The sequence below is a fragment of the Caproiciproducens galactitolivorans genome, assembly GCF_004768785.1.
Taxonomy (GTDB): domain Bacteria; phylum Bacillota; class Clostridia; order Oscillospirales; family Acutalibacteraceae; genus Caproiciproducens; species Caproiciproducens galactitolivorans.
This window is the reverse complement of the sequence record NZ_SRMQ01000002.1, coordinates 223213-241601: the sequence shown is the minus strand read 5'-3', so window position 1 is coordinate 241601 and position 18389 is coordinate 223213. Positions and strand designations below refer to the sequence as shown.

The window sequence follows — 18389 nt, the reverse complement described above, 5'->3', positions numbered from 1 at the left end:
ATTCAGAGGATAGAATAAAACAGTAAAAAGGGGCAATTAGTCCAATTGGACTAATTGCCCCTTTTTTGTATAAACGGTTTTGCAGAAAGCACTTTAACCGCGTTTCTGATTTTTACGGAAGTTCAGATAGTCTTGTAAAATGATCGTTGCGGCAACTGAATCCACTACCGCCTTGCGCTTCTTCCCGCGTGTGTCGGTATCGTTCAGAAAGCTATGGGCCGTAATGGTAGTGCCGCGCTCGTCACGCATTTCAACTGGAACGGAAACCTGTGTTTTCAGCAGTTCGGCAAAGGCGCGGGCATTTTTGGCGCTCTCCCCTTCGCTGCCGTCCATATTCCGGGGCAGGCCCACCACAATACACTTCACATTTTCTTCTTTTACGCGTGCGGCAATCGCCTGCGCAAGGCGTTCCCTGCTGCGCTCGCTGATCACGCCCGCGGGGGACGCCAGTATTTCGTTTTCATCGCAAATGGCAAGCCCCGTACGGGCAAGTCCCAAATCAACAGCCAGTATCTTCATGAATCCCTCCGCGCCGCGCATTTTTCAGGATTTCTTTTCTTCCACCATGCGCCCTTTCCGTTTTCATACATTTCTGGCGGCAGATGGGACACGTCGTTCATCAGCACCACATTGCAGTGCATCTCGTCATCAAAATCAACGATGCTGACCGCCGTATTATACAAACCGGGGACTTCCCGCATTTCTTCAAGAGGCTTATTCAAGGCGTGGCACAAAAAGTTGCGGATTGCACAGCCGTGCGAAACACAGCAAACGGTTTTGCCCTTATTTTTCTGCACGATGCCGGTAACGGCTTTCCACATCCGGTCATACACCATGCTGGCGGGTTCACCGTTTGCCGGGCAAAAAGCGCCCGGATCCGCGTACCATTTTTCGATTTCCTCTGGGTAAAGCTCCGCAAGCTCGCTCCAGGACTTTCCTTCAAAGTCGCCGCCGTCCATTTCGCGGAGCATAGGCTCGATTTGAAGCGGCAAGTTATGGTAACGGTTAATCGCTTCCGCCGTTTTGCGGGCACGCTTCAGATTGCTTGCGTAGATCGCGTCAATCGGCGTATTGCGAAAACGAAGCGCCAAAAGCTCCAACTGCTCTTTGCCGTGCCCGCTGATGTCACAGTCCGTGCTTCCCTGAAACACGCCCAAGGTGTTCCCTACTGCCTCACAGTGACGTACCAAAATAATTCGCGTCATGAATAAACCTCCCATTCGTTTTAAGTCATTCGTCTATGTATCCGATTCGAATTTACCATAATTGAACCTGTCCGGTCAAGTCCGAAACCGTGCTTATCCGGCTGCGGTCAAGGTAATCGTTCAGCCCGTCAAGAATCTTTACCGGGGCGTACGGATCCGAAAAAAACACCGTGCCAATCTGCAGCGCCGAAGCGCCCGCCAGAAGCATTTCCACAGCGTCCTGCCATTTTGAAATGCCGCCCATGCCAACAATCGGGATTTTCACCCTTCGGTACGCCTGATTCACCATACGGACCGCCACCGGGAAAAGCGCCGGGCCGGACAGCCCGCCGGTATTGTTCCGGATAATCGGGCGGCGCGTCTGAATATCGATGCGCATTCCTGTCAGGGTATTGATCATGGAAATCGCGTCCGCACCCGCGCTTTCGGCGGCCGCCGCAATTTCAGAAATATCGCTTACATTCGGCGAAAGTTTCACCATCAGTGGCTTTTTGCAATGCTTCCGTACTGCTTTGGTAATGCCTTCCACCCCGGCGCAGCTTGTGCCGAACTGCACGCCCCCTTGTTTCACATTCGGGCAGGATATGTTCATTTCAATCATATCTACTGCGGTACCCGACAGCTTTTCTGCCATCTCGCAATATTCTTCGGGCGTATTTCCCGCAATATTCGCAATAACCGCTGTGCCCTGCTCTTTCAGCCAGGGCAGGTCGTTTTCAATAAAATGATCCACGCCGGGGTTTTGCAGCCCCACGGCGTTCAGCATTCCGCCCGGCGTTTCCGCGATGCGCGGAGGCGGATTGCCGGGACGTTCTTTTAAGGTGATTCCCTTGCAGGAGATTCCCCCAAGGGTTCGAAGAGGATAAAACTCAGCAAATTCCCGCCCGAAGCCAAAGGTTCCGGACGCGGCAATCAGCGGGTTTTGAAATTCCACACCGGCAACGGTTACTTTCAAATCTGCCATGCTTATCCCTCCCACACTACGTTTTCAGCGTTAAAAACCGGGCCGTCCTTACAGACATGGCCGTAATATTCCCGCCCGTCTTTCTTGAGCCTGCACGCGCACCCAAGGCAGGCGCCGATTCCGCAAGCCATGCGCTCTTCCAGGGAAATCTGGCAGGGAACCTTCCGTTCGGCGGCTAACTTGCATACTGCTTTCAGCATCGGCGCAGGGCCGCACGCGTAGAGAACGTCGAAATCCAAATCCTCCAGCAAATCGGTCATAAAGCCGTGATGCCCGCAGGAGCCGTCGTCGGTAGCAACCCACACACGGTTCCCGTTTTTCTCGAAGTCCTCTTTTAAAATAATGCTTGCCTTATCCCGGAAGCCAAGCACCGCTGTGGCGTTTTCGCCAAAGGGCTTCGCCGCTTCCAACAGAGGGGGCACGCCGATGCCGCCGCCGACAAAAACCGCTTTGCGGCAGGTGTCGCCGAGCTCGTAACCGGTGCCGAGCGGAGCAAGGATATTCAAAAAATCCCCTGCCTTTGTTTCCGCCAGCCAAGCCGTGCCTTCCCCGCGAACCTGAAAGACAAAGCGCAGGGTTTTTGAGGAGCGGTCAATGCCGCAGATGGAAATTGGGCGGCGCAGGGTCTTTCCGGGCACGTAAATCTGTGCGAACTGCCCCGGGCGCGCCGCCTCGGCGAGCGGCCCCGCCTCGACGGTCAGATCAAACACATCGTGTGAAAGCTGCTTTTTTTCCGCAATCCTGCAAAGCATTACATCGTATTTCATCGGTTCACTCCTGTTCCTTCTTTTCCTCGGTTAAGGGCGGGACAGCCCGCCGATTTCCCCGACGATTTCATCGCGCATCCGGACGGCTTCCTTCGCGGCTTCCTTGGCGTAATCCTGTTCCGGCACGCCATTTTTCTTCCATGCGGTCATAATGGAACGGGAAGCGTTGATAACCGCGCCAAGGCCGTTCTGATCAAACGCGGGCGCGACATCCTTCGCGCCGCCGCCCTGTGCGCCGTAGCCCGGAACCAGAAAAAAGGTATGGGGCAGGCTGCGGCGAAGCTCCCGAAGCTGTTCGGGGTAAGTCGCGCCGACAACCGCGCCGACACCGCTGTAGCCGTATTTTCCCGGAAGGGCTTCACCCCATTTTTCACAGAGGCCGCCAACGGTGCTGTAAAGCGTTTCGCCGCTCTCGAAAACCTGATCCTGGAGCTCGCCGGAAGAAGGGTTCGAGGTTTTCACCAGTATAAAAATTCCTTTATCCTGCGCTTTGCATACGTCTAACAGCGGGGTTACCCCGTCGGATCCGAGGTACGGGTTGACGGTCAGCGCATCGCCGCCAAACGGCTCCGGCGTTTGGGAGCCGACCGCAACGGAACCGAGATGCGCCTGGGCGTACGCCTGCATCGTTGTGCCGATATCATTGCGCTTTCCGTCGGTAATGACGAACATACCCTTTTCCTTCGCATAAACGATCGTTTCATGCAGGGTTTTTACCCCCTGCCATCCGTATAATTCGTAATACGCGCATTGCGGTTTAATAGCCGGAACAATCCCACACAGCGCGTCGATCAGGCCCTTGTTAAATTCAAGAATTGCGGCGGCCGCACCCTCCAGCGTTTCGCCGTACTGCGCAAACGCCTTCTCTTTAAGGAAAGCCGGGATATAGTCCAGCTTGGGGTCAAGCCCTGCTACCGTTGGGTTTTTGCACTCCAGAATACCTTCGATTAATCTGTCTAATGCCATTGCGTTTCCTCCATTTTTTCACGTCTTGTTTAAAACAACGAATGTTTATGTAAACATGGCCTCCATTCTTTATTCCCTGTAAACAATCTTTCCCCGGCAGACGGTCATCTTGACCCTCCCGATCAGTTCCCTTCCCTTAAAAACAGCGTTCCGGCTCTTGCCGTGCAGGCGGCTTACATCAACCGTCCAGCGTTCTTCCGGATCAAACAGAACTAGATCAGCGGGCGCCATTTCTTGTAATGTCCCGGCATTTAAGCCTAGCAGTTTTGCCGGAGCGGTACTCATCAGGCTTATAAGCTCCGCCATTGTGATTATACCGATATGAACCAGATAGGTGATGCCTGCGGCAAGGCTGGTTTCCATGCCGATACTCCCGTTCGGCGCGGCAAGGAAATCCTCCTTTTCCTGCGGCGTATGCGGCGCGTGGTCGGTGGCGATTGTATCGATTGTCCCGTCCCGAAGCCCCTCGATCACAGCGAGACGGTCCTTCTCCGTACGCAGCGGGGGGCTCATGCGGTAATCCGCGTCCCGCCGCAGCAGTTCTTCTTCCGTAAGTGCAAAATAATGCGGAGCGGTTTCCGCCGTTACCGGAACGCCGCGCCGCTTTGCGTCGCGGATCAGCGCAACGGATGCTGCGGTGCTGACATGGCAGATATGGACCGGAACGCCGTAAGCCGCCGCCAGCGCAATCTCCCGCGCGGTGCCACAGTCCTCCGCCGCGGCTGGAACTCCAGGAACCCCGAGCTTTTCGGACACCGCGCCCTCGTTCATCTTCCCTCCAGCGGAAAGGAATAAGTCTTCACAGTGGGATGCGACCTTCAGATGAAGGGAGGGCGCAAGGCGCATGGCCTGTCCCATCAGGCGGGAATCCACAACCGGGCGGCCGTCGTCGCTCAGCGCGATAGCGCCCGCTTCCCGCAGCGCCCTGAGGTCATTGATTTCCTCGCTTTTCAGCCCCTTTGTGATCGCCGCGGCAACATAAACGCGCGCGTCGGCTTTCTCCGCTTTTTCCCAGATATACCGCACCGTTTCCGGCGTATCCACCGGCGGATTGGTATTCGGCATACACAAAAGGCTGGTCACACCGCCCGCCGCCGCCGCGCGGCAGCCGGTGAGAATATCTTCCTTCTCCGTAAAGCCGGGATCGCGCAGATGGACATGCATATCGACAAGCCCCGGTGCGGCGGTCAGCCCGGCAGCGTCGATGACCTGCGCATCTTCACAGCAGATTTGTCCGCCCACCGCCGAAAACACACCGTCGGCAATCAGGATATCGCCGGGTTCGTTCCTTCCGCTTTCCGGGTCGAGAATAACTGCATTTTTGATTAAAATCCGGTTCATTTTCCACCAACTTTTCAATATTATCTGTTATTATACTATACTTTTCCCTGTTCGTAAATTAGGCCGAATCTTTGAAAAATCTCGGGTTTTCAAAATAAAATTGTACCATTTCCGCATCCCGCACCTTTGCACGGCAGCGGAGGGCGCCGCGATTTCCTAACGGGCTACGGGAGCAGAAGGAATTTCGTCAGCGCGAGAAGCTCGCGCATATAGCAGGCGGATAAAATATACCAAGGCGTTGCGGCATTGACTGCGCCGTGGGAAACGCCCAGGCTTTCCGCAATCCGGCCCGCGCGGTACTGGTGGTAATCGTCGGTTACAATGGCCAGATCGCGGCTCAAGCCGTTTTTGTCAATAACCGCAAGGGAATTTTGAAGATTCTCTCTTGTCGTCCTCGATGCATCCTCCGCAAAAATCCGCGAAGGCTCAATACCGCGCACGATCAGCTCCGCCCGCATAACGGAAGCCTCCGTTGCGAGTTCCCCCGCGCCTTTTCCCCCGCTGACAACACACTTTGCCTTTGGATTTGCTTTCAGATACGACGCGGCCGTTTCAATGCGAACCCGCAAATCTGCGCTGGGCTGTTTCCCGTTTACCTTACTGCCCAAAACCACCACCGTCGCACCGGCGCGCGGCTTCATTCCTACCGAGCCGTACACCATCAGCCCCGTAAGAAAAACAGTCCAACAGACACCAATGAGGAAGACAACAAGGACGATACGGCAGGAAACGCGGAAAGGCCTGCTTTTCCTGCAAGCCGCACCGATTTTTCCGAAAAAAAACGAAGTCAGAAATACAACCGTACAAAGGAGAATCCCCGTTCCATTTCCGATGTTAAGCACCCCACAGTAAAAAGGAATCAAAAAACAAATCAAGCCGCATGCCGATAAAATAAGGAAGAAAATTCTTACGATCCGCTTCAGGACTATCACCTGCTTTCCTGCTGTTTTAATAATTCCATTTCTGATTATACCATCTTTTGCAGAAAAATGCTCCCGGAGGAAAAGTCCGGGAGCATTTGTTTTAAAATTTCTTTCTAGCCACGTAGGTAGTGTGTAAAATCTTGTGCGCCTTATGGCTGCCCGGGTTTTCAAGATACTCCTCGTAAAGAGTCTTGACAATCGGACTTTCATGGCTCTTGCGGAGAGGCAGGTTTTTATCCTCTTCATAAAGCGCCTTCGCCCGTTCGGCTTTCAAGTCGGTAAAGCTGCGAACGGCTGCGGGCTGAAGCGGTTGGCCGCCGCCGTTGACACAGCCGCCCGGGCAGCACATGATTTCAATAAAGTGATAGCCGCCCTCGCCGTTTTTCACCTTGCTGAGGATTTCGTTAGCGTTACTGAGTCCGCTGACCGCGGCAACCTTCACATCCATGCCGCCGATATGATAGACGGCTTCCTTGATTCCTTCGGTACCGCGGACTTCCTTATACTCAATGGAATCCAAGCTCTTGCCCTCCAGCGTATCGGCCGCTGTTCTGAGCGCGGCTTCCATTACGCCGCCCGTCGCGCCAAAGATAGCGGCAGCACCGGTGGTAATACCCAAAGCGGGGTCAAATTCCTCATCCGGCAGGCGTTCGAAATTGATGTTTGCCATCTTGATCAGGCGGGCAAGCTCGCGGGTGGTAATCGCGATATCGGTGTCCGGGATTCCGGCACCGGCCGCGTCCTGATTATCGCGCCTTGCTTCGAATTTCTTCGCTGTGCAGGGCATCACGCTGACAACCACAATCTTCTTCGGGTCGATGTTGTTCTTTTCCGCATAGTATGTTTTAATAATCGCGCCGGTCATCTGCTGCGGCGATTTGCAGGAAGACACGTTTTGCAGCAGCTCCGGATAATAGTATTCGCAGAATTTAATCCATCCCGGCGAGCAGGAGGTAATCAGCGGCAGCGGGCCGCCGTTCTTTACACGCTCGAGCAGCTCGTTGGCTTCTTCCATAATGGTGAGGTCCGCACCGAAATCGGTGTCGAATACCTTATCGAAGCCAAGGCGGCGCAGCGCGGCAACCATCTTGCCCTTCACATTCGTTCCGACCGGCAGGCCAAAGCATTCGCCAAGCGTTGCGCGGATTGCCGGGGCGGTCTGAACCACTACAAACTTTTCGGGGTCGTTGATGGCAGCCATGACCTCGTCGCACTGGTCGCGTTCCGTCAAAGCGCCGGTCGGGCAGCTTACGATGCACTGTCCGCAGGATACGCAGGGAACCTCGTTAAGCGGCTTTTCAAACGCGCAGGCGATGTGCGTGTCAAAACCGCGGCAGTTGGGACCGAGAACGCCGACGTGCTGGTCCGAACACGCCGCGACGCAGCGGCGGCAAAGGATGCACTTGGAGTTGTCGCGGATCAGATGCAGCGAGGATTCATCCTTCGACACGTCTGGCTTTGCGCCATCAAAGCGATCCGACTGCTCCACGCCCAGCTCGTTGCACAGGGTCTGCAGTTCGCAGCTTCCGTTGCGTTTGCAGGCAAGGCAGTCGCGGTTGTGCACCGACAGGAGCATTTCCAGCGTCATCTTCCTGGACTTCTGAATCGCAGGGGTATTGGTCAGAACCTCCATGCCCTCATTCACCGGATAAACGCAGGAGGCAACGAAGGAACGCGCTCCCTTTACCTCGACCACGCACATGCGGCAAGCGCCGATTTCATTGATTCCTTTCAGATAGCACAGGGTGGGGATGTCTATCCCGGCTTCCCTTGCCGCCTCTAAGATTGTGTAGCTGCTCGGCACTGAGAGGGGCATGCCGTTTATCTTTATATTCACCATATTTTCCATTAATGGCACACTCCTTTTTATCTCTTAATAATTGCGTTGAACTTGCACTTTTCCATGCAGGCGCCGCACTTAATGCATTTCTTTGTGTCAATCACATGCGGTACCTTTACGCTACCGGTGATCGCACCGACCGGACAGTTGCGCGCGCAGAGCGTACAGCCGCGGCACTTGTCCTCCAGGATATGATAGTTCGTGAGAGCCTTGCAAACGCCGGCCGGGCAGCGATGCTCGGTAACGTGCGCAATATACTCGTCGCGGAAATATTTCAAGGTGGAAAGCACCGGGTTCGGCGCCGTCTGGCCAAGGGCGCACAGGGAGTTTTCTTTCAGGTAGTAGCAAAGCTCCTCGAGACGGTCAATGTCCTCCAGCGTACCGTTGCCGCTTGTAATCTTGTCAAGCATCTCCAGCAGGCGCCTTGTGCCGATGCGGCACGGCGTGCATTTTCCACAGGATTCGTCAACAGTAAATTCCAGGAAGAATTTCGCAATATCGACCATGCAGGTCGTATCGTCCATAACGATCAGGCCGCCGGAGCCCATCATGGCGCCGATGGCAATCAGGTTGTCGTAATCAATCGGGACGTCCAACTCGGAAGCCGGGATACAGCCGCCGGAAGGACCGCCGGTCTGCGCCGCCTTAAATTTATGGCCGTTCGGAACGCCGCCGCCGATTTCCTCTACGATTTCGCGCAGAGTGGTGCCCATCGGCACTTCCACAAGGCCGGTGTGCTCAATTTTTCCGCCCAGAGCGAACACCTTGGTACCCTTGGACTTTTCGGTGCCCATGGAGGCAAACCAATCCGCGCCGTTCAAAATAATGCGGGGGATATTCGCGTAGGTTTCAACATTGTTTAAAATGGTAGGCTTCTGAAACAGGCCCTTCAAAGCCGGGAACGGCGGACGCGGACGCGGCTCGCCGCGCTTGCCCTCGATGGAGGTCATCAATGCGGTTTCCTCGCCGCAGACAAACGCGCCGGCGCCAAGGCGCAGGTCGATGTCAAAGTCAAATCCCGTATTGAAGATGTTTTTGCCCAAAAGGCCGTATTCTCTCGCCTGCTGAATGGCAATCTGCAAACGCTTAACCGCGATCGGATATTCCGCACGGACATAAATATAGCCCTGTGTAGAGCCGATTGCATAACCGGCGATCGCCATAGCTTCCAGCACACAGTGCGGATCGCCCTCCAGCACGGAGCGATCCATAAACGCACCCGGGTCGCCTTCGTCGGCATTGCAGCAGACGTACTTCTGATCAGCCTGATTCTTTGCGGCAAAGCTCCATTTCAGTCCGGTCGGGAAGCCCGCGCCGCCGCGGCCGCGAAGTCCGGAAGCTTTTATTGTCTCAATAACCTGCTCTGGGGTCATTTCGGTAAGTACCTTGCCGAGAGCTGAATATCCGTCCACCGCAATGTATTCCTCAATACTTTCCGGGTTAATAACGCCGCAGTTGCGAAGCGCAACGCGGTGCTGCTTTGCGTAAAACGGCGTCTGGTTCAAGGATTTAATCGTATTGTCGTCTACAACGGTTTCCTTATACAGCAGGCGCTTGACAATTCTTCCCTTTAAGAGATGCTCCTCCACAATTTCTGGGATATCCTCCGGAGTCACCCTGCTGTAAAAAGAACCCTCCGGATAAACAATCATAATGGGACCGAGCGCGCAAAGGCCGAAGCATCCGGTGCGGATGACATTAACCTCTTTATCGAGTCCCTTTATTGTAATTTCTTCTTTGAGCTTTGAGATAATCAGCTCGCTGTTTGAGGAGGTACAACCGGTACCGCCGCAAACCAGTACATTGGAACGATACATGAATTCTGCCTCCTTATTATGAATTGGCGCCTATGGTAAACTCCGTTACCACGTTGCCGTTTACCAGGTGGTCGTTCACCACGCGTACCGCCTTTTCAGGCGTCATTTTTACATAAGTAACCTTATCCTGCCCGGGGGCCACAACCTCCACCACGGGTTCAAACTGGCAGATGCCGATGCACCCTGTTTGCGTTACGATTACATTTTGAAGGCCGCGCTTTGCAACCTCCTCGACTATTGCGTTTAAAACGGGACGCGCTCCGGCTGCAATCCCACAGGTAGCCATGCCGACCAGGACGCGGATCGCGTTGTCATTATTTTCACGAAGGATAACCTGGCTGCGTGCTTTATCCCTTATCGCCCGAAGTTCCTCTAAAGACTTCATCTGATGATTCCTCCTTTAATCTTTGGGTTTGTTCCGTAAGGTAGCCTTTGATCCACTCAGTTACTTCCGGGGAACTCAGCTTCACCTCATTTCCCAGCACAGCGCGCAACTCGCGTGTGTCCAGGGTGAATTCGCGCAAATCCACACGGCGATGGTAAACAAAATCCCTGTCTTCGTTGCAGGTGATCAAAAGCAACACAGTAGAATTGATATCCCCGAGCGGAATCATATCCACGTGCGAAGGGACAAATTTTGCTGTTACCGTTGTTCCCACGCCTTTTTCAGACGTTATCTCAAGACTGCCGCCCGTCATTTCGGCCTCCATCTTGAAAAGCGGTACGCCCAGTCCCACCCGGCGCGTTTCCCGCGTTGTGAAAAAAGGGTCCGCCGCGCAGGCCGCCTGCTCGGCTGTCATGCCGGCACCATTGTCCGCGACGGTAATCGTCAGGCTGTCGGCATGTGTATTTTCACATATATCGATCACAATAAGCTTTGCACCCGCAGAAATTGAATTTTGTGCAATATCCATCACATTTAATGAAAGTTCGCGCATCTTATTCGTATTTCGCCAATACTTGTTCTACTTCTTCCGGGGTCATACGTCCGTAAACATCCCCGTTCACGGTCAGTACCGGAGCCAGACCGCACGCACCCACACAACGGCACGCGGTCAGCGAAAATTTTCCATCCGGAGTGCATTCCTCCGGTTGAATGCCCAATATAGAAGTCAATTTGTCAAGTACAGCCGCAGCCCCCTTTACATAGCAGGCCGTTCCCAAACAGATCGATACATTGTATTTTCCTTTCGGCGTAAGCGAAAATTGGGAATAAAATGTAGAAACACCATAGACCTCTTCCAGTGACACGCCAAGCCCCTCGGCGATTATGCTCTGGACTTCGAGCGGAAGATAGCCGTAAATTTCCTGTGCTTCCTGCAGGACGGGTAAAATCGCACCCCGTTCCTGTTTATGTCTTTCGATGACTTCATCCAGTTTTTGTTTTTGCTCGGGGGTTCCCTTAAAGGGCAGATTGCTGATTCGTTTTTGCATCCTCGTTCCTCCTTCGGTAAATCCATGCAGAAAAAATCGCCCGACGGTAAACGATCCTCTTTCCGCTGGGTTCATTGCGATAATTATAACATAGCTAAGGCTCATAAATCCATAACAATTTTTGAAAACGGTACAAAATTTTGGATAAAATTTTATTGTTTTTGGCTAATTATAATTTAATCAATTGGAAAGACCCCATTTTTCCCCTCCAAAATAGAAATCAGGCATTCGGATGTTTTCTCCGGAAGAATAACCGAAGCACTCCGATCCGGCATGTCTTCCAAGGTGTGCGAATCAGAGTTTGAAAGCAGGTGCATTTTCTCAAGATCCCCGTATTGCTTCAATAGCGCCCGCACATTTCCCTTCAAACTGATTTCCGCTGCGGTAAAGCCCGCTTCCGGGGGAATTCCGCCCAGATTGGCAAGCACGCTGTAAGCGTTCCGGTCAATATGGGCTGGGAAAGCGGTGCCGCCGAAACGGCGGGCCGTTTCACGCACGCTGTTCAATCCTATAGCTGATGCGTTAAGCAAAAGTATGTCTTCCTCTCCGGTAACGGCGTCGTTTTCATCCATAACTGTCTGTCGGCCAAAAATTTCCGGCCTGTTTTTTATCCGGGGCATCCGTTCTGAAACGAAGCGGTCGAAGCTAATTGCCGCTTCCACCGTTGGAAACAGGCAGATTACATGCACATCCTCCGCCGTGCACAGTTCCATTCCGGGTACAACGGTCAGCCCGTTCGCCTCGCCTGCCCGTACAACCGCAGGTACATTTTGGCAGGAATTGTGATCCGTCACCGCAATGATGTCGTACCCCAGCAGAAGCGCCATATTGACAATATTGTTGGGCGTCATATCGTCATCAGCGCAGGGGGAAAGGCAGGAATGCAAGTGCAGATCGTAGTAGGCGCGCATCAGTACAAAAGCCCTTCGATTCGGGCACCAAGGGTAAAGCTGTCCTGCTCCGACAGAAGAACCGGAAAGGACAATTCCCGCGCTTTCTCAAGCGCGGGAATATCAAGCGGGGCGGAATCGGTCAGAATGATACAGGCTGCATCCTTCAGGGATGCAACCGCGATTGCATTTATATTTCCCATTACGGTCAGCCACGCCGCGTCGGCGGGAAGCCGTGCTACCGCCCAGCTGAGCAGGTCGCAGGTATATCCACCCGAAACCGGGCGGTCAAGGCTGTTTTCCCCGGCAAGGATTTTCAGGCCAAAATGTTCGGCCAGCTCTTTTACTGTCATCGTTTTTTCTCCTCCTCGTCAGCCTGTGCCGGAAACGTCCCCATTGAGGAAAGGGCGTCGGCTACATGTTTGATTTCCTCACGCAGGATAAAGATACATTGATTTTTCTTGGCAAAACCGCGCACAATATCTTCCGCAAGCGCCCGGCAGGTCGGCGCGCCGCAGGAACCGCAGTCAAGTCCGGGAAGCTCCTCCTGAATCCGGTCAATCTCCGCCATCATGCGCAGCGCCTCGTTCATATCGTCGGAAAGCTTCAAGACCGGCGCGAATAGAAGGTTTTTCTGCCACTGCATACCAACAGGGAGCTTTCCGTCGATATGGTTCTGGGAAACCGGCAGGTAACGGCGCAGCCGCTGGAGCCTAGCCTTTGCGACATACGCATTTTCCACGCAGAGCACGCCGCCCACGCAGCCGCCGGAACAGGCGTTCAATTCAATAAAGTCCATCTCACGGATCTTTTCATCCTCCAGCTCCTCTAGAACGCGGATTACATTTTCAATCCCGTCCGCCGCAAGGTATTTATCGTTCAGAAGCGCGCTGGCCTCCCCGCCGCTCGAAGCCCAGCCGACGCCGATGATCCCCGAATGCAAAAGGGGTTCAACGGGCTTCCCGCTTTCCATGGCCGCAGTAAGCTTTGGGTAAATTTCACTAATGGCAATCGCGCCGTCCACCTCGGATTTTTTGCAGCTTATCGGCATCTTGATTGCCGTTACCTTGGCGGGGCAGGGCGTTATAAAAAAAGCGCCGATCTGCCCGCGTGGCAAACCAGTTTTTCTCGCGGCTTCGCGCTTTGCAAGGCGCGCCGCTGTTTCCATCGGGGAATTCAATTGAAGGACATGGGAACAAAGGTCGGGAAAACGCACCCGGATAAGCCGGACTACGGCGGGGCAGGCCGAGCTGATGACCGGCTTTTTCAGCTTACCCTGCTGCATCAGCTTCCGTGTTGCTTCGGAAACCAGCTCTGCGCTGCTAGAAACCTCGAACACCTCGTCGAAGCCGATATTCTTGAGCCCAGTCAGCACGATGTCGATATCATCCAAATTATTGAACTGCCCGTAAAGGGTCGGCGCAGGCAGGGCGATTTTATAAGCAAAGTCCCGAATCATGTCCAGACTGTCGGATTTTGCTTTTTTCGCGTGATGCGGACAGACGCGGATGCATTCGCCGCAATCGATGCACCGTTCCGATATGATTTTCGCCTTGCCCGCGCGAACGCGGATCGCCTCCGTCGGACAGCGCTTAATGCAGTTCGTGCAACCCATACATTTCTCTTTGTCCAAAGTTACAGAGTGAAAAAACTGGTTCACGTCGTCACCTCTTTGCGTACACCGTCATATGAAGGGTGGTCCCCACCCCCACTTTGGTGGAAATTTCCATAACGTCGGTGGATTTTTTCATATTCGGCAGGCCCATGCCCGCGCCAAAACCCAGCGCGCGCACTTTATCGGGCGCGGTAGAGTATCCTTCCCGCATGGCAAGTGCAACGTCCTCGATTCCCGGGCCGTTGTCGGAAAGAACCATTTCTATTTTTTCCGGGCTGATTTCCACGTGCACTTTCCCACCGCCCGCGTGAATGACCATGTTGATTTCCCCCTCATACATGGCAATCGCAACACGGCGGATCGCATCCGAGTCGTAACCGATTTTCTTAAGCTTATGCTTTACGTCGCTGGAGGCTTCCCCCGCACGGGTAAAGTCGTCGCCCGGCACTATGTAGTCGAAAGATAAGGTATTGCTCAACTCCTGTCGCCCCCGCTCAAGCCATGGCTGTACAGAAGCCCGCAGGCCGTGAACAGCCGGTGCTGCGTTTTCAGAATTGTAATCTCCTTTTGCTTTGCAAGCGCAACCACCTCTTCGGTCGGCTCTTTGCCGCGCACAAAAATGATACAGCGCATATCCATCATTTCCGCCGTGCGCACAACCTGCGGATTGTTCAGCCCGGTAAGAAGCACGGACTGGTCCTTTACAAAGGCAAGCACGTCGCTCATCATATCGCTGCCACAGGCGGTTTTTACCTCGGCGTTCAGATCCCCAGCCGTGACAATTTCCGCGTCCAAGACGGAAGCCACCTCATTGACCGTCATTCATATCGCCCCCTTAAAAATATACAATTTTATTTATATTTTACGCGAAATTCTATCAATATTATAGCATAAAACCGATCCTTGGCAATAAGGGAATATTTAGTCCGGAAAATGCCGCCGCGATGCGGATTATTTTATGAAAAATGCCGCATTGACTTTAATTAACTAAAGCAATATAATAATTAATTATATTCAGTAAATTATGGGAAGGCCATAAAATAATTTTGGAGGTAGCGCTTAATGAAACGTGTTTACAACTTTTCCGCAGGACCCTCAATGATGCCTGAACCGGTGCTGAAACGTGCAGCGGCTGAAATGCTTGATTACCAGGGCAGCGGCCAGTCTGTAATGGAGATGTCCCACCGATCTAAAATCTTCGAGGGAATCATCAGTTCAGCGGAGAGTTTACTTCGCGAAGTGATGAATATTCCGGATAATTATAAAGTATTATTTTTACAGGGCGGCGCTTCCTCTCAATTCGCAATGGTGCCGCTGAATCTGATGACAAAAAACAAAAAAGCCGATTTCGTTTTGACCGGTCAGTGGGCAACGAAGGCTTATAAGGAAGCCGCCCGGTACGGGACAGCAAACGTGGTTGCCTCTTCCAAGGACAAAACGTTCAGCTATATTCCCGACCTTGACCCTCAAACCTTTTCGAAGTACGCGGATTATTTTCATATCTGCTTGAACAATACCATTTACGGCACAAAATTCCATACCCTGCCGGAAACGGGTGACGTTCCGTTGGTTGCGGATGTTTCTTCCTGCATTCTGAGCGAGCCGATTGACGTCAGCAAATTTGGACTGCTCTACGCCGGTGCGCAGAAAAATATGGCACCAGCTGGCCTGACTGTGGTCATCATCCGAGAGGATCTGATCGGCCATGCAATGGAAGTCACTCCCACCATGTTCAATTACCAGACACATGCGGACAATAACTCCATGTTCAACACCCCTCCCTGTTATTCCATTTATATGTGCATGCTGGTGCTGGATTGGCTGAAAAACACCATCGGCGGGCTTGAGGAAATGAAGAAAATCAACGAGAAAAAGGCCGGCATCCTTTACAATTTCCTTGACAATTCCAAGCTTTTCAAAGGGACGGTCGTGCCGAAGGACCGTTCGCTGATGAACATTCCGTTTGTCACCGGCAGCGAAGAGCTTGACGCGAAATTTGTCAAAGAAGCGGAAGAACACGGCTTTGTAAATATCAAAGGACACCGTTCCGTCGGCGGCATGCGTGCTTCCATTTACAATGCAATGCCCGTCGAGGGTGTTGAAAAGCTCGTGGACTTCATGGCTGCGTTCGAAAAGAAGAACGGTTAGGCATATCCATAGATTTCAAGTATGAAGGTGAATTGATTTGTTCCGTATAAAATATCTGAATAAAATTTCGCCGGTTGGAACCAGCCGTTTCGACACGAACTACGAATGCGGCGAAGCGGTGGAAAATCCGGATGCAATCATGGTTCGCTCGGCTTCCATGCATGAAATGGAATTTCCTAAAAATCTTCTTGCGATTGCAAGGGCGGGCGCGGGCGTCAACAATATCCCGCTTGAAAAATGCAGCGAGCAGGGTATCGTTGTTTTCAACACCCCCGGCGCAAACGCAAACGCCGTCAAAGAGCTGGTCATTGCCGCATTGCTGCTTTCTTCCCGCAAAATCGTCCCCGCCATTGAGTGGACAAAAACCTTAAAGGGCAAAGGCAATGAAGTCGGAAAGCTTGTCGAAAAGGGCAAGGGCGCGTTCGTTGGCCCCGAAATCAGCGGCAAAAAGCTTGGTGTCATCGGCCTTGGCGCAATCGGCATCCTGGTTGCCAACGCGGCAAAGAGCCTTGGCATGGATGTTTACGGCTACGATCCCTACCTTTCCGTCGACGCGGCTTGGGGACTTTCCCGCTCCACAAAACACGCGCGTACGCTCGATGAAATTTACACCGCCTGTGACTATATTACGGTTCATGTCCCGCTCACGCCCGACACAAAGGGTATGATTAACGAACAGACCATTACAAAAATGAAGGACGGCGTGCGCATCCTGAACTTTGCGCGCGGCGATCTGGTCAACTCCAAGGACATTATTGCCGCATTACAGTCCGGCAAAGTATCCTCCTATGCGACGGACTTCCCAAGCGACGACCTGATCGGGCTGGACGGCGTTATTGCGATTCCCCACCTTGGCGCTTCGACGCCGGAATCCGAGGATAACTGCGCGCGCATGGCAGCGAATGAACTCATTGATTACCTGCAGAACGGCAATATCCGAAACTCGGTCAATATGCCCTCGATTTGCATGCCGCGCGACAGTTCCATTCGTATCTGCATTCTGCACCGGAATATCCCCAACACCATCAGCCTGCTTTCCGGCGCGCTGGCGGAAAGCGGTATCAACATTGAAAACATGCAGAGCAAATCCAAAAAGGACTATGCTTACACAATTCTTGACGTTACGGGCGATGTCAAGGATACAACAGCGGAGCATATCGCAAAGCTTCCGGAAATCATCCGGGTACGCATTATCCGGTAAAAGAGAAAAATACAGCAGGAGCCGCCGGGATTCTATCCCTACGGCTCCTGCTGTTTCTGCTTGCTGTGGAACTTTTAAGCATTGTTATTGACTGCAATTTTTCCGCGCGCGACCACCATGCGGATGTTCAAGTCGGAATCAAGCGCAACCATGTCGGCATACTTCCCGACCTTAATGCTGCCGATCCGTTCGTCCTCATGAATTGCCCTTGCCGGATTCAGAGTTGCGGCCTGTATGGCGGTCAGGAAGGGAACGCCCCAGCCAACCAGATTTTTTATCTCCTGATGAAGGTTTGTGGTGGAGCCGGCAATCGTGCCGTCTTTCAGCCTTGCCTGCCCGTCTTTCACGTACACCGTCTGCCCGCCAAGCTCTGAAACGCCATCCGGCGCCCCTGCCGCACGCATGGAGTCGCTGACGATCACCACGCGGTCCTTTCCCAATGCCTCAAAGGTAATGCGAAGCACAGCGGGGTGAATGTGAAACCCGTCGCAAATCAGTTCCGCACGGACGCGCGGGTCATCAAGCACCGCGCCGATTACGCCGGGCTCACGGTGCTTCATGCCCGGCATCGCGTTATATAAATGGGTTGCATGCGTAATGCCCAGCTCAAACGCATGTTTCGCGCATGCGTAATCCGCTTCGGTGTGTGCGATCGAAACGGTGCAGAGACGGGAAGCCTGCGGGATAAATTCCTCCGCGCCGGGACATTCGGGCGCAATATCCACCAATTTTATAATCCCGCCGCAGGTGTCGTAAAATTCCTGAAACTCCTTGAAATCCGAGTTTTTTACAAATTCGCCCTTCTGCGCGCCTTTCTTATGAATAGATATGTACGGTCCCTCCATATTGACCCCAGCGATGGCCGCACCCTTCGGAGGATGGTCCATACAGGATTTTACCGTTTCCAGCGCACGAAGAATCCCCTTATGGGATACCGTCATCGTCGTGGGGCAAAACGAGGTAACCCCTTTGGTAACGAGGTGCGCGCACATCTTCGCAAGGCCGTCCGCGTCTGCGTCACAGGTATCCGCCCCTACACAAGCATGGATGTGGATATCCACAAACCCCGGAACAAGAACGCACCCGGATAAATCGATTTCTTCCCCGCCCGCCAGCCCCGGGGCGATTTCCGATATTTTATCCTCTTCCACGGCAACGTCCGCATCGGCAAAACGGAAACTGTCGTCTACGATTTTCGCATTTTTCAGTATCAACGATTACACCCCTATCCACCTTTTATTCGAATGAATATTTTATCCTTTTTTTCATTATAAACCG

At 53.2% G+C, this 18389-nt stretch carries 20 protein-coding genes; 2 read left to right on the top strand and 18 right to left on the bottom strand.

The genetic code is table 11. The features are described from left to right. Nucleotides 1-93: 93 nt before the first annotated feature. From ruvX to CAGA_RS03700, 17 genes are all read right to left on the bottom strand, one after another. Nucleotides 94-519, bottom strand: a complete 426-nt coding sequence (gene ruvX, locus CAGA_RS03780) for a Holliday junction resolvase RuvX (protein WP_135657883.1) — start codon at nt 517-519, stop codon at nt 94-96. Next, complete coding sequence (locus tag CAGA_RS03775) at nt 516-1205, bottom strand: histidine phosphatase family protein (protein WP_135657881.1); 690 nt, start codon at nt 1203-1205, stop codon at nt 516-518. Before CAGA_RS03775 ends, ruvX begins: the two co-directional genes overlap by 4 nt. A 52-nt stretch (nt 1206-1257) precedes the next feature. Continuing rightward, nucleotides 1258-2169, bottom strand: a complete 912-nt coding sequence (locus CAGA_RS03770; RefSeq protein ID WP_135657878.1) for a dihydroorotate dehydrogenase — start codon at nt 2167-2169, stop codon at nt 1258-1260. 2 nt (nt 2170-2171) lie between these two features. Next, on the bottom strand, nt 2172-2936 hold the full coding sequence (locus tag CAGA_RS03765; RefSeq protein WP_135657876.1) for a dihydroorotate dehydrogenase electron transfer subunit: 765 nt from the start codon (nt 2934-2936) through the stop codon (nt 2172-2174). 30 nt (nt 2937-2966) lie between these two features. After that, on the bottom strand, nt 2967-3902 hold the full coding sequence (gene pyrF / locus CAGA_RS03760) for an orotidine-5'-phosphate decarboxylase (RefSeq protein ID WP_135657874.1): 936 nt from the start codon (nt 3900-3902) through the stop codon (nt 2967-2969). Nucleotides 3903-3971: 69 nt separating this feature from the next. Continuing rightward, nucleotides 3972-5243 (bottom strand): dihydroorotase, encoded by a 1272-nt coding sequence (locus CAGA_RS03755; RefSeq protein WP_135657871.1) that lies wholly within the window; start codon nt 5241-5243, stop codon nt 3972-3974. A gap of 164 nt (nt 5244-5407) precedes the next feature. Beyond that, a complete protein-coding gene (locus CAGA_RS03750) occupies nt 5408-6175 on the bottom strand; it encodes a YdcF family protein (RefSeq protein ID WP_167875145.1) in 768 nt (255 codons plus the stop codon). A gap of 91 nt (nt 6176-6266) precedes the next feature. Then, the gene (locus tag CAGA_RS03745; RefSeq protein WP_135657866.1) at nt 6267-8015 is read right to left on the bottom strand and encodes an NADH-dependent [FeFe] hydrogenase, group A6; all 1749 of its coding nucleotides are present in this window, start codon (nt 8013-8015) and stop codon (nt 6267-6269) included. A 17-nt stretch (nt 8016-8032) separates the two neighbouring features. Next, nucleotides 8033-9823 (bottom strand): NADH-quinone oxidoreductase subunit NuoF, encoded by a 1791-nt coding sequence (gene nuoF / locus CAGA_RS03740; protein ID WP_135657863.1) that lies wholly within the window; start codon nt 9821-9823, stop codon nt 8033-8035. 16 nt (nt 9824-9839) lie between these two features. Beyond that, entirely contained in the window at nt 9840-10208 is a 369-nt protein-coding gene (locus CAGA_RS03735; protein ID WP_135657861.1) for a (2Fe-2S) ferredoxin domain-containing protein, read from the bottom strand. Next, nucleotides 10171-10761, bottom strand: a complete 591-nt coding sequence (locus CAGA_RS03730; protein ID WP_135657859.1) for an ATP-binding protein — start codon at nt 10759-10761, stop codon at nt 10171-10173. The genes CAGA_RS03735 and CAGA_RS03730 overlap by 38 nt, the downstream gene beginning before the upstream one ends. A 1-nt stretch (nt 10762) precedes the next feature. After that, a complete protein-coding gene (locus tag CAGA_RS03725; RefSeq protein WP_135657856.1) occupies nt 10763-11257 on the bottom strand; it encodes an NADH-quinone oxidoreductase subunit NuoE family protein in 495 nt (164 codons plus the stop codon). Nucleotides 11258-11433: 176 nt separating this feature from the next. Beyond that, nucleotides 11434-12168 (bottom strand): PHP domain-containing protein, encoded by a 735-nt coding sequence (locus tag CAGA_RS03720; protein ID WP_135657854.1) that lies wholly within the window; start codon nt 12166-12168, stop codon nt 11434-11436. Then, nucleotides 12168-12500, bottom strand: a complete 333-nt coding sequence (locus CAGA_RS03715) for a DRTGG domain-containing protein (RefSeq protein ID WP_135657851.1) — start codon at nt 12498-12500, stop codon at nt 12168-12170. Before CAGA_RS03715 ends, CAGA_RS03720 begins: the two co-directional genes overlap by 1 nt. Further along, entirely contained in the window at nt 12497-13807 is a 1311-nt protein-coding gene (locus CAGA_RS03710; protein WP_135657848.1) for a [Fe-Fe] hydrogenase large subunit C-terminal domain-containing protein, read from the bottom strand. The genes CAGA_RS03715 and CAGA_RS03710 overlap by 4 nt, the downstream gene beginning before the upstream one ends. Before the next feature lie 4 nt (nt 13808-13811). After that, a complete protein-coding gene (locus CAGA_RS03705; RefSeq protein ID WP_135657846.1) occupies nt 13812-14240 on the bottom strand; it encodes an ATP-binding protein in 429 nt (142 codons plus the stop codon). Continuing rightward, nucleotides 14237-14584, bottom strand: a complete 348-nt coding sequence (locus CAGA_RS03700) for a DRTGG domain-containing protein (protein ID WP_135657844.1) — start codon at nt 14582-14584, stop codon at nt 14237-14239. The genes CAGA_RS03705 and CAGA_RS03700 overlap by 4 nt, the downstream gene beginning before the upstream one ends. Before the next feature lie 240 nt (nt 14585-14824). On the opposite strand from CAGA_RS03700, the gene serC reads away from it, so the two are divergent. Further along, complete coding sequence (gene serC / locus CAGA_RS03695; protein ID WP_135657841.1) at nt 14825-15910, top strand: 3-phosphoserine/phosphohydroxythreonine transaminase; 1086 nt, start codon at nt 14825-14827, stop codon at nt 15908-15910. 37 nt (nt 15911-15947) lie between these two features. After that, the gene (locus CAGA_RS03690) at nt 15948-17111 is read left to right on the top strand and encodes a phosphoglycerate dehydrogenase (RefSeq protein WP_135657839.1); all 1164 of its coding nucleotides are present in this window, start codon (nt 15948-15950) and stop codon (nt 17109-17111) included. A 74-nt stretch (nt 17112-17185) separates the two neighbouring features. Here the strand turns inward: CAGA_RS03690 and nagA are convergent, their stop codons facing one another. Continuing rightward, on the bottom strand, nt 17186-18325 hold the full coding sequence (gene nagA, locus CAGA_RS03685; protein WP_135657837.1) for an N-acetylglucosamine-6-phosphate deacetylase: 1140 nt from the start codon (nt 18323-18325) through the stop codon (nt 17186-17188). Between the last annotated feature and the right edge of the window lie 64 nt (nt 18326-18389).